Source organism: Pedobacter nototheniae, from assembly GCF_004335085.1.
Taxonomy (GTDB): Bacteria; Bacteroidota; Bacteroidia; order Sphingobacteriales; family Sphingobacteriaceae; genus Pedobacter; species Pedobacter nototheniae.
This window is the reverse complement of record NZ_RQRS01000033.1, coordinates 35,374-58,409: the sequence shown is the minus strand read 5'-3', so window position 1 is coordinate 58,409 and position 23,036 is coordinate 35,374. Positions and strand designations below refer to the sequence as shown.

Annotated in this window: 23 protein-coding genes; 13 read left to right on the top strand and 10 right to left on the bottom strand. The window is 42.1% G+C overall.

All coding sequences use genetic code 11. The features are described 5' to 3' along the window. Positions 1–506: 506 nt before the first annotated feature. Positions 507–1,094 (bottom strand): DUF4142 domain-containing protein, encoded by a 588-nt coding sequence (locus tag EHC72_RS21300; RefSeq protein ID WP_131539745.1) that lies wholly within the window; start codon positions 1,092–1,094, stop codon positions 507–509. Between the two features lie 1,096 nt (positions 1,095–2,190). Between EHC72_RS21300 and zwf the strand changes: the two genes are divergently transcribed. Further along, a complete protein-coding gene (gene zwf, locus EHC72_RS21295) occupies positions 2,191–3,759 on the top strand; it encodes a glucose-6-phosphate dehydrogenase (protein WP_131539744.1) in 1,569 nt (522 codons plus the stop codon). Between the two features lie 13 nt (positions 3,760–3,772). Here the strand turns inward: zwf and EHC72_RS21290 are convergent, their stop codons facing one another. The 6 genes from EHC72_RS21290 to EHC72_RS21265 all read right to left on the bottom strand — a co-directional run bounded on the left by EHC72_RS21290 (position 3,773) and on the right by EHC72_RS21265 (position 8,005). Beyond that, complete coding sequence (locus EHC72_RS21290) at positions 3,773–4,141, bottom strand: response regulator (protein ID WP_165585912.1); 369 nt, start codon at positions 4,139–4,141, stop codon at positions 3,773–3,775. 66 nt (positions 4,142–4,207) lie between these two features. Continuing rightward, complete coding sequence (gene egtB / locus EHC72_RS21285; RefSeq protein ID WP_131539742.1) at positions 4,208–5,371, bottom strand: ergothioneine biosynthesis protein EgtB; 1,164 nt, start codon at positions 5,369–5,371, stop codon at positions 4,208–4,210. Positions 5,372–5,381: 10 nt separating this feature from the next. Further along, positions 5,382–6,368 carry an L-histidine N(alpha)-methyltransferase gene (locus tag EHC72_RS21280; protein ID WP_131539741.1) on the bottom strand — a complete coding sequence of 329 codons (987 nt, stop codon included), beginning with the start codon at positions 6,366–6,368 and terminating at the stop codon, positions 5,382–5,384. A 14-nt stretch (positions 6,369–6,382) separates the two neighbouring features. Then, a complete protein-coding gene (locus tag EHC72_RS21275) occupies positions 6,383–7,351 on the bottom strand; it encodes a zinc-binding dehydrogenase (protein ID WP_131539740.1) in 969 nt (322 codons plus the stop codon). A gap of 1 nt (position 7,352) precedes the next feature. After that, positions 7,353–7,748, bottom strand: coding sequence for a nuclear transport factor 2 family protein (locus EHC72_RS21270; protein ID WP_131539739.1), 396 nt, complete (start codon positions 7,746–7,748; stop codon positions 7,353–7,355). A gap of 35 nt (positions 7,749–7,783) precedes the next feature. After that, complete coding sequence (locus EHC72_RS21265; RefSeq protein ID WP_131539738.1) at positions 7,784–8,005, bottom strand: tautomerase family protein; 222 nt, start codon at positions 8,003–8,005, stop codon at positions 7,784–7,786. 227 nt (positions 8,006–8,232) lie between these two features. Between EHC72_RS21265 and EHC72_RS21260 the strand changes: the two genes are divergently transcribed. Next, a complete protein-coding gene (locus EHC72_RS21260) occupies positions 8,233–8,844 on the top strand; it encodes a Crp/Fnr family transcriptional regulator (protein ID WP_246029477.1) in 612 nt (203 codons plus the stop codon). A 40-nt stretch (positions 8,845–8,884) separates the two neighbouring features. On the opposite strand, the gene EHC72_RS23335 is transcribed toward EHC72_RS21260, so the two are convergent. From EHC72_RS23335 to EHC72_RS21250, 3 genes are all read right to left on the bottom strand, one after another. Continuing rightward, entirely contained in the window at positions 8,885–9,061 is a 177-nt protein-coding gene (locus tag EHC72_RS23335; RefSeq protein ID WP_394346896.1) for a hypothetical protein, read from the bottom strand. Positions 9,062–9,104: 43 nt separating this feature from the next. After that, complete coding sequence (locus EHC72_RS21255; protein ID WP_246029476.1) at positions 9,105–9,560, bottom strand: hypothetical protein; 456 nt, start codon at positions 9,558–9,560, stop codon at positions 9,105–9,107. Positions 9,561–9,678: 118 nt separating this feature from the next. Next, positions 9,679–10,536, bottom strand: coding sequence for a helix-turn-helix domain-containing protein (locus tag EHC72_RS21250; RefSeq protein WP_131539737.1), 858 nt, complete (start codon positions 10,534–10,536; stop codon positions 9,679–9,681). A gap of 196 nt (positions 10,537–10,732) precedes the next feature. On the opposite strand from EHC72_RS21250, the gene hxlB reads away from it, so the two are divergent. The 11 genes from hxlB (at position 10,733) to EHC72_RS22825 (ending at position 23,032) form a co-directional block, all read left to right on the top strand. Continuing rightward, on the top strand, positions 10,733–11,338 hold the full coding sequence (hxlB, locus tag EHC72_RS21245; protein WP_131539736.1) for a 6-phospho-3-hexuloisomerase: 606 nt from the start codon (positions 10,733–10,735) through the stop codon (positions 11,336–11,338). Between the two features lie 36 nt (positions 11,339–11,374). Beyond that, complete coding sequence (gene hxlA / locus EHC72_RS21240; RefSeq protein ID WP_131539735.1) at positions 11,375–12,007, top strand: 3-hexulose-6-phosphate synthase; 633 nt, start codon at positions 11,375–11,377, stop codon at positions 12,005–12,007. A gap of 138 nt (positions 12,008–12,145) precedes the next feature. Then, the gene (locus tag EHC72_RS21235) at positions 12,146–12,532 is read left to right on the top strand and encodes a hypothetical protein (RefSeq protein ID WP_131539734.1); all 387 of its coding nucleotides are present in this window, start codon (positions 12,146–12,148) and stop codon (positions 12,530–12,532) included. A gap of 79 nt (positions 12,533–12,611) precedes the next feature. After that, complete coding sequence (locus EHC72_RS21230; RefSeq protein WP_131539733.1) at positions 12,612–14,246, top strand: recombinase family protein; 1,635 nt, start codon at positions 12,612–12,614, stop codon at positions 14,244–14,246. Between the two features lie 448 nt (positions 14,247–14,694). Beyond that, on the top strand, positions 14,695–15,354 hold the full coding sequence (locus EHC72_RS21225) for an HD domain-containing protein (RefSeq protein WP_131539732.1): 660 nt from the start codon (positions 14,695–14,697) through the stop codon (positions 15,352–15,354). Positions 15,355–15,431: 77 nt separating this feature from the next. Further along, positions 15,432–16,109, top strand: coding sequence for a response regulator transcription factor (locus EHC72_RS21220; RefSeq protein WP_131539731.1), 678 nt, complete (start codon positions 15,432–15,434; stop codon positions 16,107–16,109). Then, positions 16,106–17,362: a sensor histidine kinase gene (locus EHC72_RS21215; RefSeq protein ID WP_211660344.1), complete on the top strand. Its 1,257-nt coding sequence runs from the start codon at positions 16,106–16,108 to the stop codon at positions 17,360–17,362. The genes EHC72_RS21220 and EHC72_RS21215 overlap by 4 nt, the downstream gene beginning before the upstream one ends. A gap of 6 nt (positions 17,363–17,368) precedes the next feature. Further along, the gene (locus EHC72_RS21210) at positions 17,369–18,037 is read left to right on the top strand and encodes a cytochrome b/b6 domain-containing protein (RefSeq protein WP_131539730.1); all 669 of its coding nucleotides are present in this window, start codon (positions 17,369–17,371) and stop codon (positions 18,035–18,037) included. 29 nt (positions 18,038–18,066) lie between these two features. After that, the gene (locus EHC72_RS21205) at positions 18,067–18,477 is read left to right on the top strand and encodes a hypothetical protein (protein ID WP_131539729.1); all 411 of its coding nucleotides are present in this window, start codon (positions 18,067–18,069) and stop codon (positions 18,475–18,477) included. 50 nt (positions 18,478–18,527) lie between these two features. After that, positions 18,528–22,880, top strand: a complete 4,353-nt coding sequence (locus EHC72_RS21200; RefSeq protein WP_131539728.1) for a CusA/CzcA family heavy metal efflux RND transporter — start codon at positions 18,528–18,530, stop codon at positions 22,878–22,880. Continuing rightward, entirely contained in the window at positions 22,877–23,032 is a 156-nt protein-coding gene (locus EHC72_RS22825; RefSeq protein WP_165585910.1) for a hypothetical protein, read from the top strand. Before EHC72_RS21200 ends, EHC72_RS22825 begins: the two co-directional genes overlap by 4 nt. Positions 23,033–23,036 lie beyond the last annotated feature (4 nt).

The following is a 23,036-nucleotide window of genomic DNA, read 5'->3' as shown; positions in this document are numbered from 1 at the left end:
GCGTATCAGAAAGCACAAGTGTACAACTTGCTAGAAAAAGTTGGTGTAACCTTTAAAAAGAAGCAGGGGCTAACAAATAATGTGTAGTTTTTTAATATACTTTCACCAAAAGTGACGAAGAACCACTTTTACCGAAATATACATATTGGTGAACTAATCGGAAAAGCGACTGGGTTGCTCAAAAACCTACATGAAACATATATAGAGGCAGATTCTGAAGGAAAAAGGCGATTAATTAGTTCGATCTATCCCCAAAAACTCACTTTTGACGGAACACAACATCGAACTGTTCGAATGAATGAGGCTGTCCGCGTCCTAGGTACTTTAAAGGCCGTTTTTGAGGGCAAAAAAAAGGGGCAAACCAAACAAAAATTTGATTTGCCCACTATGGTAGGGTTACTGGGCAATTTTCAAAATTTTTCTTGGCTGATTTGCAGGAATTAGCCAAAGTCGCCAGTTATTTGAAAATCTAGTGGAGTGTTCTTTTGAGATGAATGATGTTTATATTATCCGCCAAGTTCACCAAGTATTCGTTTTGTGATGGCAACATGTTCTTTGAACACAGCAAGCGATAAGGTTGCAAGATGCCTGCCCTGGTTTTCAGCAGCTCCAGGCAATTTGCCTTTGTTGATATAACTTGCAGCAAGATCGCGCAGGAATTCATGATTTTCTAATTGTGCGGAGATATATGCTTTGTCAAATTCTGGACCTGCTGGTGTATTTTTGATTTTTGCAAGTGTAGCTTTAGCCTTAGCATCCATTGGTGGAACAGGGGTGCCCAGGTCTTTTAAAACACCTGTAACGGCGAGAGCTTCCGTCAGTTCAAAGCCAGCAAACTCTTTAGCATTTTTATTACTTGCCTTAGTCGCTGCAATCTGGCTCGTAGCCAGGGACAGTTCGGCCGGACCTATAACACCCATTCTAAAGGCTTTTTCGTTCGATGCAGTCGGGTCACCATTCCACTCCGCTTCTGAGGCGTTTGCTTCGGAAATACTGAATAGTGATGCTGCCAGAGAAAGTCCTGTTCCCATAGCAATTGTTCCCGTAATCGACTTTTTTACAAAGTCTCTACGCCCGGATTGTTCGTTGTCCATATTATTATTTTTAAAACGATAACACGGGCTAACCCCACTTGTTTCAGACAATTCCAAATACAACACTTCAAATAGCTCTTAATGAAAGAATGGGTTTCCATAGTTATACAGAATTTAAAATTTTAAAATAAAATAAGATAGAGCGTGCTGATCTCAAAAGCTGAAAAGCCGATCTTTCAATGAGCTTTTTACCAGAAAGCAGTTAATAAGGAAACTTCGAATTTTTTCTTGGCTGATTTGCAGGAATTGGCAAAAGTTGCGGATCATTTTAAAATTTAGAAGCTGTTGAATGGTCAGTTACCGAACTGTTCAATTGGTAAATTGGATTCAACAATTTATTTGACGCCGCTGTGCCAATATTCATTTATTTGTATCGGCATCAATGAACGGATTGTCATAAGAAAAATGCAATTCCCTTTGTTTTTTAACCGAAATGCCTACTTTAAAAGGTAAGAGGGTAATTGTTATTAATGCGCGATGAATTTTTATACTAGAAATGAAATGGCTTATCCTTGTGAACTCTGACGCCCCTAGTGGACTAGGTTAGCTTAGTGTCCAGTCTCAAAAATAACGTTAAAACACGATTCAGGATGAAGAAAAAACTGATATATATTCTTATTAAAAAACCTTTAGCAGGATTAACTTGAAATTGGTGGGTATTATTTCCCAAATGTAAGTATGCCACTTCGTAATTTTTTCATTCTATTTTTTTAAAGTTAAGGGCTACCAAATAGGCTATCACTACATTAAGGATTTTTTTCATATATCGCCTCTGCGTATTTTTGTTACAGTTTCAAAGACCACCTCAATAACCGGAGAAAAAACTGACCTATGTTAATAAATTGAAAGAGGATAGCGTGGTCATTCATTTATCTGGAGGAAAAACTGCCTGGACTGGGGGATTATTCGGAAGTCATGTACGAAAGTGCTTAAAAATCTGACAATTTGCTGATTGCATTTCCTGAATGTCCACCATTAATAGCTGTATTTATAACGCTCTGATAATTCCGCTGACGTAGTTTTGTATAAAATTATCGGGAAAGGGTTGCAAGGGGTTTTGCAATCGATCTCTATAATCAGTTCAAAACAAAAAGCAATGAGTACTCCTAAAAAATCAACAGCTGTAATATTTGTCCTATTTGGTGCCACTGGAGACCTGAACTCCCGTAAGATCCTGCCTGCCATTTACAATCTTTTTCTTAATGGATCCCTCTCCAAAACCTTTGCTATTCTGGCAACAGCGAACCAGAACGTGACTACAACGGAATATAAAAACCGCATGAAGGAAAACCTGAATAAGTTTTCAAGAACCGGTCCAGTACTTCAATACCAATGGGATGAATTCGCGGCAAATATTTCTTATCTCGAATCAGACGCAGATGATTTTGAGGCATACACAAAGATTAGGGAATATATACAAGGAAAGAACCGCCTTTGGAAAACATCTGCTGAAGTCCTATTCTACCTTGCAGTCTCGCCAACACTTTTTCCTGTAATTGCGACCAATATTGCCAATGCCCAGCTCGCATGCGATGTAGCCCACAGCCGTATCTTGATTGAAAAACCATTCGGACGTGATTTAAAAACGGCTGTCGAGCTCAATGGCCTTCTTTCAGATTTATTTCAAGAACGCCAGATTTATCGTATTGACCACTATCTGGGAAAACCAATGGCACAGAACATCATGAAATTTAGGTTTGAAAACAGTATAATGGAACCTGCCTGGAATAACACCTGTATTGAACGCATTGAGATTTCAGTGAGTGAGAAACTTGGCGTCGAGCAAAGAGGTGGGTATTACGATCACTCGGGGGCACTCAGGGATATGGTCCAAAATCATTTGCTCCAGCTTTTATGTCTCGTTGCTATGGAAGCCCCCAGTGCCTCAAGTGCGGATGGCATCCGAGACAGTAAGGTTGAAGTCCTAAAAGCGATCAGGAAGCTTGATGATACAAACCTGCAAAAATCAGTGACAAAGGGACAGTATACCGCGGGTACGGGCACGGACGCTGGGGTTAAGGGATACAGGGAGGAATATAATGTAAGCCCTTCTTCCAATACCGAAACTTTTGTCGCCCTGGAGTTTTTTATCGACAACCCACGTTGGCAGGACGTGCCTTTTTTGTTGACTACCGGCAAAAGGATGGATCAAGGCCTTTCCGCTATCACCGTCTATTTCTACAAAAACTTCAATGAAGTTTTCGGTTTTGGCTTTTCTTCACAGGAACGCTGTAGGCTCACCATCAATATCCAGCCAGATATGGACATTCGCCTGGATTGCGGAGATGGGCGACATGCCAACTATTTTCCCACTATTGAAATGGACGCAACCTTGAGTAAAGCGAACATGGGTCAGGTGCCCGAGGCTTACGAGAACTTGATCCTAGATGCCATCCAAGGAAATCAAAGTTTATTTATGAGGGCTGATCAGATTGAGCTGGCATGGAAAACCGTCATGCCAATTTTAGCATATTGGCAAGCTCAGGGTAATAGGGGTTTGATTGGCTATCCTGCCGGCACCTCAGCAGCTAAAATATTGGAAATGGCAAATCGCGAAAAATTGAAGTGTATCAGTGAATCCGATACGGGAGAGGAAGATATGCCATTAAAAATTCATCAGATTCTGGAATCCTGCTTTACGCAATATGACTGGCATATTTGCTAGCCACGCAATTAGGCTAGGTCAGAAGAGAAATAATGATTTTGCCTAGGTATTCGATATCAAAAGGTTTTTCCAGCAAGGCTTCTGCACCGCATTCCCTGTCTTTCGACAGGAAGAGGCCTGCTGTCATTAAAATAACAGGAATATGCTTCAGGCTGGCATTAGACTTTAGTTTTTGACAGGCTTTACTCCCATCTATACCGCGTAGATTAACATCCAAAATGACCAGGTCTGGCACCAGTTCACGAATGCGCATTTCCAGATCGACGGCACTATGATGGGTATAAACTTTAAAATCCTCCAGGATAAGCGGGATAATTTCCAGAAGACTCGGGTCATCGTCGATAAATAAAATCTTTTTGATGTCGTTTATTTTAGGGTTCAAATTGATGGCAGTGCGGGTTGTGGTGATTCCTATAGTTAAAAATTCTGTGAAAAAGGGACATTAAGTTTATCTCGCGAGCCTGATTCCCGAGAACTGCCATTGGTGGTGTGGATGGAAAAAATTCCGATAGCTCTCCCTGCTATGCCCCTCTGGAGTAGCAATGGACGCGCCCCGAAGAACCATTTGATTGACCATAAATTTTCCATTGTATTCCCCAATGGCACCAATTGCACGTTGGAAGCCTGGGTAGGGAAGATAAGCACTGCCAGTCCATTCCCACCTTGATCCCCAGGATATCTCCTTACTGGCAATTTCCCATTCCTCCTCGGTGGGCAACCGCATACCTTTCCAAGATGCATAGGCCGAAGCCTCGTAATAATTAACATGGCAGACCGGATCAGCAGGAACAAGTTCATTTAAGCCCTGAGCTGTGTAAACGTGCCATTTTCCGTTCACCAGATGCCAATAAAGTGGGGAGGTCGACGCATTGAGCTTAACCCATTCCCAACCCTCGGAGTGCCAGTGCCTGAAATCTGAATAAGCCCCGGATTTCATAAACTCAAGATATTCTGCGTTTGAAACAAGATCCTCCGCGATTTCAAATGTCTGGAGATAAACCTTATGCCGCCCCAGTTCATTGTCAAAACAAAACCCCTCGCCAGTATATCCGATCTCATAAACCCCTTCTGAAAATTCAATGAAGCGATCTGTTTTCGTTGGCCTCTCTTTGGTAAACAGGTCATCATATTTTGGGAAAAGAGGATTATGGCCAAGAATATATTTGATGTCAGTTGCTAAAAGTTCCTGGTGTTGTTGTTCATGCTGAAGCCCAAGTTCTATGAGATCTCGAAGCTCAGGTTCTAGCTTGCCTGTTTTTAACAGCACATTCATATGGTCATCCACGTTATTGCGGTACCGGTAAACTTCAGCTACCGATGGCCTGCTTAAGTTTCCTCGGTCTGTTCTCAGCACCCGTGCCCCAACGGTTTCATAATAACTGTTGAAGACAAAGTTGAAGCTTGGATCATATTCCTGATAACCTGAAACCTGTTCTTTCAGGATAAAGGTCTCAAAGAACCATGTCGTATGCCCTAAATGCCATTTAGGCGGGCTCACATCCGCTACAGGCTGTACGACAAAGTCCTCGGTTTCAAGTGAGGCACAGATCTGCAACGACTGTGTTCTGATTTGCTGGTATCGATCGATATTTCCGCTCATGCTTTTTTCCATAGGTTTAAATTTATGCTACCTGCCAAACAACGTCACTGAACCACTCCCTGGAATCGTTGATGAAATTCCTAACCACAAATCCTGATTGAATCGCGAGTTCATAAATTTCCGAAACCGTAAATTTTCTCGATACTTCCATGAAAATGACCTCGTTCTTCTCGAACCCGATAATGGCGCGGTCGAGTGTCACCTGCTGGGATTTGAGGCTTACCAAAAAACTTTTGTATTCCCCGCTTTGCGGATCATAAGTCTGATAGTGTTCGAAACCTTCAGGGTCAAAATCCGCGTAGAGTTCCCTGTTAATTCTTTTCAAAAGATTAAGATTAAAAGCGGCAGTAATCCCGCTGCCATCATTGTAGGCATCGAGAATTATCCTTGGATTTTTCCTGAGGTCAAATCCGATAAGCACCAGGTCACCAGGCGCAAGATTTTGTCTTAAGGTAGCACAAAACGCCCTTGCCTCTTCCAATCCCATGTTGCCAATGTTGGCACCAAGCATCATCACGACTTTCCGTCGGCTGGACTTTTTGACGGCAACTGTGAGCATGTCAAAATATTCTCCCTCCAAACCTTCGATACTTAAATTGGATATTTTTTCTTTTAAATCCCCCTCTAATACCTGAAGAATATTTGCAGAAATATCGATTGGATAAAAATTGAAATCTACCTGTTTTTCGGATAGGTGTTTGAGCAGATGTACGGATTTTGAGCCGTCTCCTGCACCTAGTTCAATCAAATCAAAGGACTCATCTCCAATTGCATTCGCCACCTCCAGGGTCTTATTCTGGAAAATATCCAGCTCGCACCTGGTCAGGTAATATTCAGGTATCTGCATAATCTCCTGAAATAGTGCATCACCAGTCTTGTCGTAAAGGTATTTTGATGAAAGGTGCTTTTCCTTCGCCGAAAGACCGAGTTTTACATCCATCAAAAATTGCTCAGAGGCAAGGCACCTGATCACCTCATTAAACAATAGGTCCTGTTCGCTATGATTCATTCTTATAAATTCTATTAAGTTACCACGACTATTTTTCCGCCGCCAGAATTGCTTTCCATGAATTGGTGTGCTTCAATGATTTCCCCGAGGTTGAAAACCTTTTTGATTGGTGGAGTAATCTTGCCCTGCTCAGCCTGCGAAATAAAATCCCGGAATATCGAATCCTCAACCCGAAATTGACCGCTATCGTAAACCGTTAAGCTCACTGTCGCCGGGATAAAGCCCATAGGATCAAAATCTTCTATAGACCATTGTTCTGAAAGCATTCCCGTCATGCATACCTTACCAAATGCTGCGCTGCAGGACAGCGAATCTTTTAGGGTTGGTGTACCTACAAGTTCCAATACCTTGTTTACCCTAGGTGTTTTACTGGCGTTGAGTTGCTCCAATAGATAACCATTGTCAATCAGTACCTCATCCGCCCCATTTTCTCTTAACAGTTGTTCTTTGGATTTATCCCTGCTCGTTGCGATTACCTTGAGTCCAGCCGATTTTGCCAGCTGGGCAGCAAGCAGCCCTACAGAAGATGTGCCGCCGCGAATCAGCAGGGTTTCGCCTGCCTCTATTCCAAGAGCAAGATATAGTGAACCATATGCGGTCTGGAACATTTCAGGCAAGGCACCAAGGATTTCCCATGGTAGAGAACTCTGGAATAAAGTCAGGATGTGTCTGGGTAATGCAGCGTATTCAGCGTAACTTCCATCAAATTGCCTCCCCATTCCGCCCATAAAAGCAGCTACTTTTTCGCCTGCCTTCAATAGGCCTAATGGGTCATATGCCACTTCTCCAATGCATTCAATACCCAGTACCCTGGGAAACACAACATCAGGAGAGAGACCTTTTCTGGTCATCAGTTCTGAGCGGTTCAGTCCAAATGCTTTTACACGGACCAATACCTGGTCATTTGCTGACGTTGGAATTTCCCTTTCCTCAATCCTGAAATTACCTGCCTCACCAGCACGATAAAGCACTGCTGCTTTCATATTAGTTTAGAGTAACATTGCTAAAGATGTAGCGGTCGATCTTCCACGAATCGCCAACTTTTTTAAATACAAAAAAATCCCTGCTTGTTTTATTGATCGCTAAGTCTGCACCAAGTCGTTTCTCCGATGTTTTTGCATTGGAAATTACCGTTGCAAGATCACCGTCAATATTGATGTCCAGAATCTCGAATGAAATCTGGAAAGCATTTGCCTGCAGGAACCGCTCTCCACTGGATTGCAGATCCTGCGCATCAATCGTTTTTAACCCTTCGGGCATAAACTTTCCGCCGTCTGTGAACAGACTCGGAAGTTCAGCAGCCTTCGCCGCATTCAGTGTAGCTGCAAATCCATTGAGGGCCTGCCTCAATGCCTGCGTTTGATCTTGGTTATTCATCATGATTGAATTTTAACTGTGTCTACAAGAACCGTGGATTAGTATCCTGGTTTCTTATATAGTCTGTCCAGATTAGGTTTGATTTTAGTGTCATAAACTTTTTCCATCCACTCTTCCTCAGGGATTTCAATGATATCAATTGAGATTGCAGCCTCGTTCTTTCCGGTAATGCTAACAATATCCTTGATGATCGCTTGCGTCAATTCCTGTTTTTGAGCTTCTGTAACGTCCGGATAGGTTTTAATGGTGATGTGTGGCATGTTTCTTAAATTAAGTGTTTACAAATAGCTGGATATGACCAACCTAATTTTCTTTTACAAATCTCCAGATTCTGTTGTTCTCATACCTATGAACCATGACAAGAAATAGTATTGAACTAGTTCAAGGGTAGGTATGAGGATTCTTGGGTATTTTCCAATTCTTGGCAAATCACGATGCAAACCAATCAAATGCCTAATTTCCTATATTTGCAAAATAATATAAGAATTTGTCGAGCTCAGCATTTACCCAATCAGAACATGCATATGGCATGTTGATCAATTTTTTTAATAGCATCTTTCCATTAGATAACGAAGCTGCGGAGGCTGCAAAGCAGGTATTCAGCCGGCGCACCTACAAAAGAAAAGGACTGTTGCTGCAAGAGGGTGATGTCTGCAGGTTTTACACTTTTGTTGTCTCAGGGTGTTTCAAGCTATATGCCGTTGACCACAATGGCATTGAACATAATCTTCAGTTTGCTGTGGAAAACCAATGGATTGCGGATTTTAATAGTTTTTATGAACAAAGTCCAAGTAAACTTTATATTGAGGCCGTAGAACCTGCTACCGTACTTCAGATCGAGCACGATGACTTGCTCCACCTTTATACGCATTATCCACGGTTTGACCGGAATTTCAGGATCGTCATTGAAAGAAAGTTCATTGAACTCCAGGAACGGGTCCTGCAGAGCATTAGCTATACCGCAGAACAAAGATATCAACTCTTCGAACAGGCTTACCCGGAACTTATCCAGCGCTTGCCAGGTACGCAGATTGCATCCTATTTAGGTATAACCTCAGAATTTTTAAGCAAAATCAAAAAGAAGATCGTTAAAGGATAGCCGCTTTTTGTGAGCCTATCGAACGGATACCCACTGAGGATTACTGTGCCCTGGTAACCTTTAGGTTTCTGAAATACCCCTCAGTGCCGATATCGACCCAAAGTCCCAGACCCCCACTTTGACCCGCACCCATCTTCATTTTATTGACGATAAGGCTCGGGTTTTTTGCACCATTAATATAGAGCATTGCATTTTCCCCCTCCACGATAATCTTCATCTTGATCCAGGTATCCGGTGCGATATCTGCATAGGTCTCAAATTCACCGGGGTTGGTCTTCCTGGAGTGGTTGAACTTGAAATCGGGATAAGAAAATATTGTACAGACCTGTTTCTTCGAAGCTGATTGCCCGAGCCGCATTGGTCGGACGCAGGTATATTCCCTCAAATTTTGAATCGTCCTTGTTGATATGAAAGGCGAGACCGATGAAGGCCCTCGCACTATCGGGTGCATCTGGCAGCAATCTCCCCATTACCTCCAGTTCAACCGTACCATCCCCGAAATTTAAATTATTGATTCTGGTATAGGTAGGCTCATCCACTTTTATCACCTCCGGAGACTTTACCACCCGTACCGCATTTGAACCCTGCTTTCCCTCAAAGGTTAGGTGCGTAAGATGTGGGATCAGATTTTTTTTGTCCAGTGTTATTTTCTGGGCTTTCACATTTGTAAAACCCAGCAGGGTGAGAATGATCAGACTAATGAGGTTGTTTTTCATAAGGGTAGGAATTAAATTTCAAATCTGGCTATTCCCTGCGGTACCCGCCAATGACATAGTTTAAATAAAATCATTAAACTAGTTCAATGGTGCATTATAATTTTATCCTGAATAGTAGCTATACAAGCGTGTTCAGATTTGATTCAATGTGCGTCCTTGCCATCTTTTGAAACTCCTCTGGCGTTTGACCTGTCTGTTTCTTAAAAAACCTGCTGAAGTATGGACGATCGCTGAATCCCAGTTCAAAGGCAATTTCCTTGATCGTCACCTCACTATGGATAATCTTTCTCTTCGCCTCCAGGATAATCCGGTCATGGATAATTTGTGTGCCCGTCTTATCAAGTTTTTCCTTTAAAATCTGGTTGAGCCTTTTCGAGCTGATGCCCAGCTTCCCTGCATAAAAATCGATATTGGTAACCGTATGAAAGTTGCTTTCCAACAACATCAAAAATTCGTAAACCCTTTTTTGATGGATGTCATGTCCGGTGAATTCGAGCTCCTTAACTGAAATCAGCTTTAACAACAGCACCTTGAGCAAGGCTTTCATCATTTCATAGTTGTTTCCCTTTTGGTACTCATTTTCCATGATGCTGTAAATATTGCCCAGTTCTTTCGCCGCATGTTCATCCAGTCTCAGACATGAAAATTCTCCCTGCACATTGAAGATCCTGAAAAGATCCAAAAGAAAATCCTTGTCTTCTTCTTCCAGCATCGAGCGCTTGAAAGAAATGAGCTCGCCATTTTTTCCGGCTTTATTGAGCTGATGTACCCTATATGGGGGGATAAGATACACCCAGTCTCCCTTGATCCGGTAAGTCGGGTCCGAGATTCCATGAAGCGGATCTTCGTTTTTCAACCATACAATCTCGAAGAAATCCTTTCTTCCCGGATCGTTTAAGTAGCTCGGCGGACAGTTGTTCAGGTTACGGATGTAAAGCACCGCCTTTTCGAGTCCAAGGGTAGTTTCAGTAATCATTTTACAAAGATATAGGCTTAGATTGATTCCGATTGGACTTATAGATAATTATGGTGGACAATTCGGAAATCCTGATTTTTAGTCCGTTGATTATGACTTTTTGCTTATATAATTTCCAGATAGTCCCACTGATTGGGCTATTTGTGTAAAGGGTAAACCAATCGGCTAGTCTACCTTTGACCAAGAGAAAAATGATATGAAAACAGAGATAAATGAAATCAAACACCTCGATTTTCAGCAGTTAACGTGGGAGTTACAAATGAATCTGGATCTGGTCCTGGAAGAAAACCTAAACCTTGCAAAAAAGATTGACACGGAAAACCTAATTCCATTGGTCAACTCAATCCAGCACTCGGAAAGGATTTTTTTGATCGCAGCGGGTAGATCTGGCTTTGCACTTAGAGGTGCTGCAATGAGGTTGATGCATCTTGGCTTAACCGTTTATTTTGTCGGCGACACCACCACGCCTGCCATAAAAAAAGATGACTTGCTGATCGTTGCCTCTGGATCTGGAACCACCGCTTCGATGGTGAGGGCAGCAGAAAAGGCAGTTTCGGTAGGTGCAAAAGTAGTCGCAATTACTACTGCGCCTGAATCAGAACTCGCAAAACTGGCTTTTCACACTGTGATCATTCCAGCTGCGGGAAAACAGGATTTTGAAGGTGGCAAATCAAAGCAGTATGCAGGTAGTTTGTTTGAGCAGTTTCTGTTTCTGTTAATGGATGTTGTTTTTCAGTCGCTTTGGAAAATGGACGGAACACCGGCAGAAGTGCTTTGGGAGCGACATGCAAACCTTGAATAATAATAAAGTAAATACAAATCATAAATAAATACAATCATGGCAAAATTACAAGTAGCAATAGATTTATTAACAACTGAAGAAGCGTTGGCATTGGCAGCAAAGGTTGCTCCATATGTAGATATCATCGAACTGGGAACCCCATTGATCAAAAACATGGGATCAACAGTAATAACCGCAATGAAAAATGCACATCCGGACAAACTGGTTTTTGCTGATCTAAAAACTGCTGATGCAGGTGAATTGGAAGCAGATATCGCATTCAAGGCAGGAGCAGATTTAGTAACGGTAATGGGCGCAGCTGGAAACGCAACAATCATCGGCGCAGTTAAAGCAGCTAAAGCTCATGGAAAGGGTGTTGTTGTTGACACTATTGGTTATCCTGACCGTGTAAAAAGAGCACAAGAGGTTATTGAGTTAGGTGTTGAATTTGTTGAACTTCATGCAGGACTTGATGAGCAATGGACCGCTGGTTATTCAATTCAGGTTTTGATTGACGAGGCTGCCAGAGCTGGTGTACCGGTTTCAATCGCAGGTGGTGTAAATATCGATAACGTAGCAGCAGTAATTAAAGCTGGAGCTCAGGTTGCGGTAGCTGGAGCAGCAATATATGGTGCTGAAGATCCAGCAGCGGCAGCAAAAGCACTTCGTGAGGCAATCGATGCCGCATAAGGTTTATTATAAGCAATTAAAGAGCTCCATGGAGCTCTTTTTTTTTGGCCAGTTTTAAAATCATTAGGGTTTATTTTAAAGTGATTCGCCTTACTAATACGATTTACCCTTAAACTAGTTTAAGGGTATTTCTTAACCTTGGTCAAATGGGTAGCTACCAATCAATTCTCATCTTTGCTTTCAGTCAAAGGTTGGCCACAAAGGATAGAAATGGTTACCCAGGAGCCTCTGAAAAATATAACTAAAATGATGACAGTGAATAGTAAAAGACTTTTAACGCTTATTTTTGTGACAGTTGCCTTTGGTTTTCACGCCTTTTCTCAAGGAGGGGAACCTTTAAGGGCTTTCATGCAAGCGAAACCCTCGCAAAAAAATGCCGTTCAATATGGTAACAATCCAAAAACCGGCCGGTTTATCCAGTCTGATGACGCCAGGATCTATTATGAAGTGTATGGAAAGGGAAAACCACTGGTTATACTACACAAACAGCTGTTGCGATTCTTAAGAAAAAAGGAATGGAAGTAACTGAAAAACAAGCCAAAGAAATCTTGGATTTACTATATATATTAGCTATTTTGGAAGTGGAACAAGCAATGAACAAGCCATGACAGCAGATTTATACATCAGAGTAAGTACCGAAGAACAAGCCGATAAAGGATATTCTCAACGCAATCAGGAAGAAGTTTTGCAGCGCTATTGCGTAGCAAAAGGAATTAAGGTAAGAAAGGTCATTTTTGAAGATCACTCTGCGAAAACATTTTTAAGGCCGGCCTGGCAAAAGCTGCTCGCGGAGCTGAAGAAAAAAAGAGGACAGGTTGATCTAATTCTTTTTACAAAATGGGATAGGTTTTCAAGAAATGCTGGAGATGCATACATGATGATCAAGATTCTATCAGACATGGAGATAGAGCCTCAGGCGATAGAACAACCTTTGGATATTTCTATTCCGGAAAATAAGATGATGCTGGCTTTTTATCTTGCAGCGCCAGAGGTCGAAAATGATAGAAGGGCTTTAAATACCTTCTTTGGAATGAGGCGCGCAAGAAAAGAAGGACGCTTTATGGGATCTGCACCAATTGGTTACATCAATAAAATTACTGAAGGTGGCAAAAAATATATAAGCCCAGTTGAGCCACAGGCATCAATTATGAGATGGGCATATGAAGAACTTGCAACTGGTAAGTGGTTTATCGATCAGATTTGGAAAGCAGCTCACGAAAAGGGACTTAAGTGTGGGCGCAAAAATTTTTGGCAGATAATCCGTAACCCAGTCTACTGTGGACAGATCCAAGTTTCTAAGTATAAAGAAGAAGAAGCGCACATTGTACCAGGTCAACATGAGCCAATTGTATCTGAAAGTGTTTTCTATACTGTAATGGAAATTCTGGACGGAAGGAAAAAACAAACGAAAAATAAACATTTAGCTCCCGATGAATTGCCTTTAAGAGGTTTTCTGTTATGTCCAAAATGCGGTTACAAATTAACTGGCAGTGCTTCAAAAGGCTACTCAAAATATTATTATTACTACCACTGTTTCTCTGCCTGCAAGGTGAGGTATGGCGCAAATAAAGTAAATGATGCATTTGTAAAGGAACTGGAGAAACATTCTTTAGATCCCAAAGTAAATGAACTTTATAAAATGGTTCTCTCGCAGGTGTATAACTCGATTTCTGGTGGTGAAAAAGATGAAACAGTAACTATCAAGAGTAAAATAGAGGAACTTAATCAAAAGGTGGTTCGTGCAAGGGACAAGATGTTACAAGATGTGATTCTGGACTTTGAATACCGTAAAATCAAAATTGATTGCGAGAGAAGCATCACAATTCTTGAGGGAAAACTTCTCGAGATCTCCCGTGGAAATCTAAATTTAGGTCCAATAATTGCAAAAGCGACTGGAATGCTTACAAACTTGCCTAAAACCTATTTAAACGCAGATTCTGAAGGAAAAAGACGCTTAATCAGTTCGATCTATCCCGAAAATTGGACTTTTGACGGAGAGTTACATCGAACTGTTCGGCTCAATGAAGCAATCCGCGTTCTAGATAGTTTAAAGGGGGTTTTTGAGGGCAAAAAAAAAGGCAAATCAAAGGATAATTTTGATTTGCCTACTATGGTAGGGTCAATCCGCGGAAGTTCGACCCTTTTTGAACATTGTGAAGCAGTAGTGAATTTTGAAAAAGTGGTGAAGCACAAGATTGAGGGGCAGTATAGGAAAAAGAGAAATATTCAACCGAAATAATCATTATTGGATAAACCGGAGTAAATTGACCCCGTCTTACCGGAAAAATATTTGTTGCAAGTTTTTTATTGTCAGTACATACCAAATTGGCAATGAGGGGTCAAATGGATTGGTTTATCTAATAGAGATCCATCGAACTAAAATTGATATTTTAGCATGGATCTATTGAGTATACTGTAGCTTCGGCTTATAAGTTTTCGATTCTTACAAAAGTGTTAAGCGACGGTTAATTTCAATAAAAGGTTAAAAATAACAAGTAAAGACCATATCATTTGAGAAAAATCCTCCATTGTATTCTTATTCTGATAAAGGACTTTGACATGAACAAGTTTAACTGAGTATATCTTTCTGTTTCGAATAGAGACCTGTCAAAATCCAAATGCATAAATTGTATTCATGACCTTCATTAATTTCAAATAGAAACAATTTCTTTTAAGATGGTAAGTTGATGGCTGTTTTTGTAAAAAACTTCAACTTGTCTTTAGATTTGATGTTTATATTGCTTGATGGAATAATAAAAGAAAACATGGAACAGATAATAGAAAGGGCAGTGATTTACGTTAAGAGATTGTTTATGGATCAGTTATCTGACAAGATGTACTTTCATGACCTTCAGCATACCCTTCAAGCCATTAGGATTGCCAGAGAGATTGGAGACCATAGTGGGTTAAGCGAGGTCGAGCTTCTCAAACTAGACCTTGCTGCGTTGTTTCATGATACAGGTTATACACAAAAATATATAGGACATGAAGAACAAAGTATGCGGATTGCAACTGATTTTTTGCGAAATGAAACTGTAGAGCAAGAGATCATTGATGAGATTTGCCGTTGTATTGCTGACACCAGGTTTCCTCAATTCCCAACGGAAAAACTCGGAAAGATCTTGTGCGACGCTGATCTGTATCATTTTTCTCTAGAGGATTATCTTCTTTATTCAGAAAAACTTAGAAAGGAATGGGAAGTGATGTTAAACCTGTTTTATGACACAGCGCAATGGAATTCCTTAAATCTTAAGCTCGTCATCTCCCACGAATATTTTGAGCCCTATTCCAGGTCTGCATTTCAGCCGGGAAAACAGGTTAACATTAAAAGACTTTCAAGTAATTGATTATTTTAAAAGTCATTTCGGTCTTTTTTTGGGAGAACTTCAAGATGTCTTCAGTATCTTAAACCATATTTGTTTTTATGAAGATTCTAATCATTGAAGATGAACTTGGGCTACAGCGTAGCATAGCACAGTATCTGCTCTCCCAGGCATATCTATGTAGTCAGGCTTCAACTTATAGCGAAGCACTTGGCCGCTTGATGTCGTATGATTATGACTGCATTTTGCTAGATCTTACCCTTCCAGATGGAGAAGGACTTCAGATACTGAACTATCTTAAACGGATGAACAGGACAGAAGGGGTGATTATCATTTCAGCAAGAAATTCCATTGATCAAAAAATAGAAGGACTTAGCCTTGGAGCTGATGATTACCTGATCAAGCCATTTCACCTCTCGGAGCTCAATGCCAGGATACTGGCAGTTGTTCGCCGCAAAAGTGCTCACGGCGAAAGGCATATTGAATTTAATGAAATCAGGATAGACCTGGATGCTAAAGAGGTACTTGTAAATGGTAAAGCAGTATACATGACCAAAAAAGAATTTGATCTTTTGCTGTATTTTGTTTCCAATAAAGGCAAGGTAATTTCCAAATCTGCTGCGGTTGAGCACATCTGGGGTGATGATTCAGATATGGCCGACAGTTTTGATTTCATTTATACCCATATCAAGAATATCAGAAAAAAACTTACTGACGCAGGCAGCAGGGATTATTTTCAGTCAGTATATGGCATAGGTTATAAATTCACGGAAGTATGAAGCTATTTACCAGATACAACAGGATACTGATGATCATCAGTCTTTTTGGACTGCTGCTGATCGGATTTCTTTTTTACCGGATGCTCATTTATTATCTTGATCAGCAGATTGACCATGATCTGGTGGAAGAGGTCATGGAGGTAAAAGAGTATTCGGCAGAGGGCAATTTTTATCAGCCGCATGAATTTGAGGACCTTGTTGTTCAGTATAAAAAAATAAAGAAGGCCAGCCCTTCCAGTAGCTACGCGGATACCCTATTCTATAATCCGCTTAAGCACCGGAAGGAAACCGCAAGGTACCTTAAAACCGAACTCGAACTGGTTGGGCAACCTTACCAGGTTCTGGTCATCGCTTCAAAATTTGAACGGCAGGAGCAGATCAGGAACATCTGCCTAATCATCCTCCTTCCGGTGACGATGCTTTTTGGCCTGGTGTTATTGGTGAACAGGATTTTGCTCAGGAAAATCTGGACGCCTTTTGAGCAGCTCTTAAAGAATATTACGGCGTTCAACATCAACCATGATCGGCCATACGAGCCTGTTGAGATGCCCGTTGCAGAATTCAGGCAATTGAACCGGATGTTGTTAGAACTTTCGGGCAAGGTGAAGTCTGATTATAACGAGATTAAGCTTTTTACTGAAAATGCTTCCCACGAAATGATGACGCCTCTTGCGGTAATCAATTCTAAGCTCGATAATATGCTACAGTCAAATGTTCTGGGTAAGGAAGATGGCGAAACCCTGGTTGAATTATATAAGGCCACCTCGCGACTAACCAAGCTGAACCAATCACTGCTACTCCTGGTTAAGATTGATAATAATTTATTGCAGGATGAGGAAAAGGTTAACCTGAAATTGCTTATCGAAGAAAAGCAGGTATACTTCCAGGAACTGATCACCGAGCGGAATATTACTGTTGAAACCACATTGACCGATGTAACGATTTCTGCAAGCCGAAGCTTACTTGAAATACTGATTAACAATCTTTTCAGCAACGTGATCAGGCATAACTATGACGGAGGTAAGATTGAGGTGAGGTTGGATGCAGACCAAATCGCATTTGCAAACACAGGCCACAATAAAGCGCTCGATCCCGGAAAAATATTCGACCGTTTTTATAAGGATAATGCATCAGAAGGCACCGGTCTGGGGCTTGCCATATTAAAGCAGATCTGCAACCGTCAACATTACCAGCTTGATTATTCCTACCATCAAGACCTGCATACTTTTAGCATAACTTTCAACCCTCAATAAAATCATATGGCCATTATCGAACCTACCAACCAAGAAATAGGAGTGAACAGAAAAGGAAAGAAATATGCTTCGTCGACACGTTTCTGGCACTGGGTAAATTTTATTATGATCTCAGGATCCCTGCTCACTGTGCTGATCAACGCTACACTTTTTGACCGTGCGCAGCGCAGCTTTGTGAAAAATGAATTGATCAATGCCGGTGCATCAATAAGTGATAAGCAGGCCGGTGCAGTTACGCATGGCCTGGAAGATCAGGTATGGGGCATACACATCTATTTTGGCTATGTCTTAGCCGCGCTTTTTCTGTTCAGATTAGTTGCAGAGTTTTTTATGCCGCCCTCGCAAAAACTCTTTCCCAAGCTCAAAAAAGCTTACCGGGCTTATTTTATTTTAAAAAAAGAGCGAGAGGCAGCAAAGCACGAACTGGTGGTGAAAGGACTTTATATCATTTTTTATCTCCTGCTTTTGATTATGGTGGTTACAGGCCTCCTGCTCACTTTTGAAGATTATACCGGCATCCCGCAAAACATTAACCACAGCATAAAGGAATTCCATGGGTTCTGTATGTACCTGATTCTGGCTTTTATTGTCATTCACCTTGCAGGGGTATTCCTAGCCGAGCGTAAAGATGGAAAGGGAATTGTTTCGGATATGATCAACGGGGGAGAGAGTTGAAAATGATGAAAATAATTAGGATCTAGGCCATGCTAAAAAGAACTGCTGTACTTCTGTTGTGCTGTTATCTTTTTTCATCTACAGCGCTTTCCCAGTTTCTAAAGGTGCCCGAGCTGATCGGGCATTACCTTGAGCATAAAGAGCAGCAAAAGGATTTATCCCTTTGGAGATTTTTTTATATCCATTACTTTAACGGAGATGTGCGTGATGCAGACTATGATAAGGATATGAAATTGCCCTTTAAGACCTGTGTTCCGTTGAACCATGGGGAATCCTTTGTTCGCCTGGAAGCCGGTCAGATAGTCGTTCCAATCGATCCGGGCATTGAATTGCGACACCTCAAATTATTCTTTTATCAATTTCCCGAAACCCCTACACCCGGAGGCGACATTTGGCAACCACCAAAGTGCTGCCTGAGCACTTATGCGCTATCGATCTGATAAGCATAAGAACAAATTTTATTAATTTTTAAACGTTTATTAAAGATTTTATGCTCAACAGGATAATAGAATTTTCGGTGCGCAATAAGCTCATCATCGGGCTGTTTATTTTTGCGCTCATCGGATATGGATTTTACGAGATCAAAAAACTGCCCATAGACGCAGTTCCCGACATTACCAATAACCAGGTTCAGGTAATCACCATTGCACCCTCTTTCGGTGCGACCGACATCGAAAGACTGGTCACCTTTCCCATCGAACAGGCCAACAGCAATATACCGGGTATGCTCGAGATCAGGAGCTTTTCGAGGTTTGGCCTTTCCCTGGTTACCATTGTTTTTAACGATGATACCGATATTTACTGGGCAAGGCAACAGGTTGCAGAACGTCTGCAACAGGTTCAGACGCAAATTCCGCAGGGAATAGGAAGCCCTGAGCTTGGGCCGGTATCTACCGGTCTGGGGGAAATTTATCAATACGTGGTCCGGCCGGAAAAAGGTTATGAACATAAGTATAAAGAAACCGAGCTCAGGACCATTCAGGACTGGATCGTAAGAAGACAGTTACTTGGCGTCAAAGGGGTAGCAGAGGTAAGCAGCTTCGGTGGCAAGCTTAAGCAATATGAAATTGCCATTAACCCCAACAAGCTTGCATCTTTCGGAATTACCATCAATGATGTGTTCAGTGCGATTGACCGGAATAACCAGAATACCGGCGGTGCTTATATCGAAAAAGGTCCCTCGGTACTCTTCATCCGTACCGAAGGACTGGTATCTACGGTAGAAGATATTGGAAATATCGCCATTAAAACGCCGCAGAACAGACCGCTGTTTATCCGCGATGTAGCTGAGGTCAAGCTTGGCTACGCCACTCGTTACGGTGCAATGTGCTACAACGACCAGGGCGAAGTATCGGGCGCAGTGGTAATGATGCTCAAAGGCGCAAACAGCAGCGAGGTGATCAAAAATGTAAAGGACAGGATTGCCCAGATCCAGAAGACCTTGCCGAAAGGGGTTGTAATCGAACCATTTTTGGATAGAACAAAGATGGTGAATAATGCCATCGGTACGGTAGAGAAAAACCTGATGGAAGGTGCACTGATTGTTGTATTTGTACTCGTTCTTTTTCTGGGTAATTTCAGGGCAGGGCTGATTGTGGCTTCCATTATTCCCCTGGCCATGCTTTTTGCGGTGATTATGATGAATACCTTCGGGGTAAGCGGAAACCTGATGAGCCTTGGCGCACTGGATTTCGGACTGATCGTTGATGGCGCGGTAATTATCGTTGAAGCGGTGATGCACCAGCTTTCCCATCACAAGAAGTTTGCGACGCTCGATAAAATATCACCGCAGGAAATGGACGGACAGGTGGAGCAATCTGCAGGTAAGATGATGAACAGTGCAGTATTCGGGCAGATTATCATTCTCATCGTTTACCTTCCGATTTTTACCTTGCAGGGGATTGAGGGAAAAATGTTCAAGCCAATGGCGCAGACAGTTGCCTTTGCGTTGCTGGGTGCCTTTATCCTCTCGCTCACTTACATACCCATGATGAGTGCGCTGTTTTTGAGCAAAAAAATCAAGCACAAAGCCAATTTTTCTGACCGTATGATGTCCAGACTGGAAAATGCTTACCATAAAATGCTATCGAAAGTTATGGCATTTCCAAAAATGGTATTACTCACTGTATTTTCATTATTTGTACTGGCTGCGATTACCCTCACATTTCTTGGGGGCGAATTTATTCCGGCACTGGAAGAAGGCGATTTTGCTGTAGATACCAGGGTACTCACCGGAAGCAGTATTTCCACGACGATAGAAAGTACACAAAAGGCGGCGCATATCTTGAAGACCCAGTTTCCGGAAGTAGAAAAAGTGGTCACCAAGATTGGAAGCGGCGAGGTGCCGACTGATCCCATGCCAATGGAGGCCAGTGATATGATGGTGATATTGAAGGATAAAAAAGACTGGACCTCGGCAAAAACATTTAATGAGCTTTCTGAAAAAATGGGCAAGGCGCTGGAAGCAGTGCCCGGCATTACCGCAGGATTTCAGTATCCGGTACAAATGCGATTTAATGAGCTGATGACCGGAGCCAGGCAGGATGTGGTTTGCAAGATTTTCGGGGAGAACCTGGATACCCTAGCGATATTTGCCAAACAACTGGGTTCGGTGATTTCTTCTGTAAACGGCGCCCGGGATCTCTTCATTGAACCGGTCACCGGAATGCCGCAGGTGGTGATTTCTTACAACAGGGCATTAATCGCTCAATATAACCTGGATATTACGGACGTGAACCGGATCGTGAATACCGCATTTGCCGGCCAGAGTGCAGGTCTTATTTTTGAAGGGGAGAAGCGTTTTCAACTTGTCGTTCGGCTTGATGGGGAGCAGCGCAAAAACTTAGGAGACATTCAAAATCTTTTAATACCAACGCCTGCAGGGACGCAGATACCCTTATCTCAACTTGCAAGCGTCGAAATCAAAAACGGCCCCAACCAGATTCAGCGTGAGGATGCCAAAAGGAGATTGGTTGTCGGTTTCAATGTAAGGGGAAGAGATGTGCAGACCATTGTTAATGAACTGCAGGAAAAGGTGAATGCCAAGATCAAATTTCCCCCGGGCTATTACGTCACTTATGGTGGTGCATTTGAGAATTTGAATGCGGCCAAGAAAAGGCTGATGGTTGCAGTGCCCGTATCCTTGGTACTGATATTTATCCTGCTGTTTTTTGCTTTCGGCTCGGTTAAACAGGGGCTGCTTATCTATTCAGCCATTCCGCTGTCTGCAATAGGCGGGATCTTCTTTCTGGCGCTTCGTGGAATGCCTTTCAGTATCAGTGCAGGGGTTGGCTTTATCGCGCTGTTTGGTGTGGCTGTACTCAATGGAATTGTGCTTATTGCGGAATTTAACAGACTTAAAAAAGAGGGCATGACGAATTTAAGAGAAATAGTACTTAAGGGAACCAGTTTGAGATTAAGACCGGTCATGATGACCGCTTTTGTGGCATCCTTAGGTTTTCTGCCGATGGCCCTGAGCAATGGAGCAGGTGCCGAAGTGCAGCGTCCTTTGGCAACAGTTGTGATAGGAGGCCTTATGGTTGCAACTTTTTTAACACTTTTTGTATTACCGGTGCTTTATATTTTGTTTGAAAAAGGAATTGGATTTTCTTTTGGTCGTAAAAGGCTTACCATAGTTGGTATTGTACTTTCCATTGGTATAGGTAAGGTAAATGCCCAGCAGCCTATCACGCTTTCAGCAGCTATAGATACCGCCATGAAAAATAGTTTGACGGTTAAAAACCAGGCACTACTTATCAAATACCGGCAGCAACTCGTCAAAACATCTGGCGCCAGGCCCATGGCCAATCTAACAGGAGAGATTGGACAGCTAAACAGTGCTTTTACCGATAACCGGATCGGAATTTCCCAGTCTTTCAGTTTCCCGTCCGTATATGCAAAACAGCGAAATCTGCTTACTTTGGAAGCCGAGCAGGCAACCTTGAGCGCTACCCTAAAAGCAGCCGAGCTTCGCAGGACAATAGCAGAAGTGTTTGATCATTTTTTATATTTAAAAGAAAAGGAAAAACTCATCCTGAAAAGCGATTCGCTTTACAGCCGGTTTTTGGATAAGGCAAAAATCCGTTTTAAGGTTGGAGAAAGCAATATCATGGAAAAGGCTACAGCCGAAACCCAGAAAGCAGCAGTGGCTTTTCAGTTAAGCCAGCTCCGCCAGGAAATGGAAACGGTATTGCTGCATTTCGGGGTGTTACTCAATAGTGAAAATAGGTTTTATCCTGAGGGCAAAATAGAAAAGAAAAAATTGCCTGAAAATGTGGCGGCTTTTGAAGTGGATAAAAATTATACCTTGAAGATCTATGAGCAGCAAAAGCTCATCAGTAAGGCACTCACCAAGGTAGAACAGTCGAAACTGCTACCGGAAATCAGCCTCGGCTACTTTAATACCTCCATGAAGGGAACCGGCGCTGATGACCGTTACTATAATGGTAACAAACGTTTCCAGGCCGCGCAGTTAGGGATCGGTATCCCGATTTTTAGTGCTGCCCAGAAAGCCAGGATATCGGCAGCCAGAATTAATGAGGACATTGCCATTTCCGGTCTCGAGCAGCAAAGACAGCAACTGAACCTACAGTTAATGACCCTCAGAAAGCAATACCAATATGGGCTGGAAAATGTAGAGCAGTATGAAAAAACGGTACTCAAAAATGCGGACCTCATTATAACCACAGCCAATAAGCAGTTTGTAAATGGTGAAATCAATTATCTCGAATGGGGGATGCTGATCAACCAGTCTGTTACGATACGAAGCAATTACCTTGACCTTGTTAAAAGCCTGAATCAGGCAGTCATTCAGTTTAATTACTTAAACGCAGGAACAGAATGAAAAAATCCCGTATCTCACCTGAGCAACATTCAGTGAACACAGACTCAGCACTGTCATCACCAATAAAAATTAACCAAGGCCATCGTGAGTTTCACGCCAATAAAATGGATTGGATCAAAACTCAGGATCGCTTCATCGCCAATAAAAAATAAACCC

Bases quoted from the DNA above. Each gene is read 5' to 3' on its own strand.
- EHC72_RS21220 (WP_131539731.1), top strand. From the start codon at position 15,432: ATGAAGATTCTAATCATTGAAGATGAACTTGGGCTACAGCGTAGCATA.
- EHC72_RS21215 (WP_211660344.1), top strand. From the start codon at position 16,106: ATGAAGCTATTTACCAGATACAACAGGATACTGATGATCATCAGTCTT.
- egtB (WP_131539742.1), bottom strand. From the start codon at position 5,371: ATGGAAAAAAGCATGAGCGGAAATATCGATCGATACCAGCAAATCAGA.
- EHC72_RS21270 (WP_131539739.1), bottom strand. From the start codon at position 7,748: ATGATGAATAACCAAGATCAAACGCAGGCATTGAGGCAGGCCCTCAAT.
- EHC72_RS23335 (WP_394346896.1), bottom strand. From the start codon at position 9,061: ATGAAGATTATCGTGGAGGGGGAAAATGCAATGCTCTATATTAATGGT.
- hxlB (WP_131539736.1), top strand. From the start codon at position 10,733: ATGAAAACAGAGATAAATGAAATCAAACACCTCGATTTTCAGCAGTTA.
- zwf (WP_131539744.1), top strand. From the start codon at position 2,191: ATGAGTACTCCTAAAAAATCAACAGCTGTAATATTTGTCCTATTTGGT.
- EHC72_RS21265 (WP_131539738.1), bottom strand. From the start codon at position 8,005: ATGCCACACATCACCATTAAAACCTATCCGGACGTTACAGAAGCTCAA.
- hxlA (WP_131539735.1), top strand. From the start codon at position 11,375: ATGGCAAAATTACAAGTAGCAATAGATTTATTAACAACTGAAGAAGCG.
- EHC72_RS21200 (WP_131539728.1), top strand. From the start codon at position 18,528: ATGCTCAACAGGATAATAGAATTTTCGGTGCGCAATAAGCTCATCATC.
- EHC72_RS21210 (WP_131539730.1), top strand. From the start codon at position 17,369: ATGGCCATTATCGAACCTACCAACCAAGAAATAGGAGTGAACAGAAAA.
- EHC72_RS21205 (WP_131539729.1), top strand. From the start codon at position 18,067: ATGCTAAAAAGAACTGCTGTACTTCTGTTGTGCTGTTATCTTTTTTCA.
- EHC72_RS21250 (WP_131539737.1), bottom strand. From the start codon at position 10,536: ATGATTACTGAAACTACCCTTGGACTCGAAAAGGCGGTGCTTTACATC.
- EHC72_RS21300 (WP_131539745.1), bottom strand. From the start codon at position 1,094: ATGGACAACGAACAATCCGGGCGTAGAGACTTTGTAAAAAAGTCGATT.
- EHC72_RS21280 (WP_131539741.1), bottom strand. From the start codon at position 6,368: ATGAATCATAGCGAACAGGACCTATTGTTTAATGAGGTGATCAGGTGC.
- EHC72_RS21255 (WP_246029476.1), bottom strand. From the start codon at position 9,560: ATGAAAAACAACCTCATTAGTCTGATCATTCTCACCCTGCTGGGTTTT.
- EHC72_RS22825 (WP_165585910.1), top strand. From the start codon at position 22,877: ATGAAAAAATCCCGTATCTCACCTGAGCAACATTCAGTGAACACAGAC.
- EHC72_RS21225 (WP_131539732.1), top strand. From the start codon at position 14,695: ATGGCTGTTTTTGTAAAAAACTTCAACTTGTCTTTAGATTTGATGTTT.
- EHC72_RS21230 (WP_131539733.1), top strand. From the start codon at position 12,612: ATGACAGCAGATTTATACATCAGAGTAAGTACCGAAGAACAAGCCGAT.
- EHC72_RS21275 (WP_131539740.1), bottom strand. From the start codon at position 7,351: ATGAAAGCAGCAGTGCTTTATCGTGCTGGTGAGGCAGGTAATTTCAGG.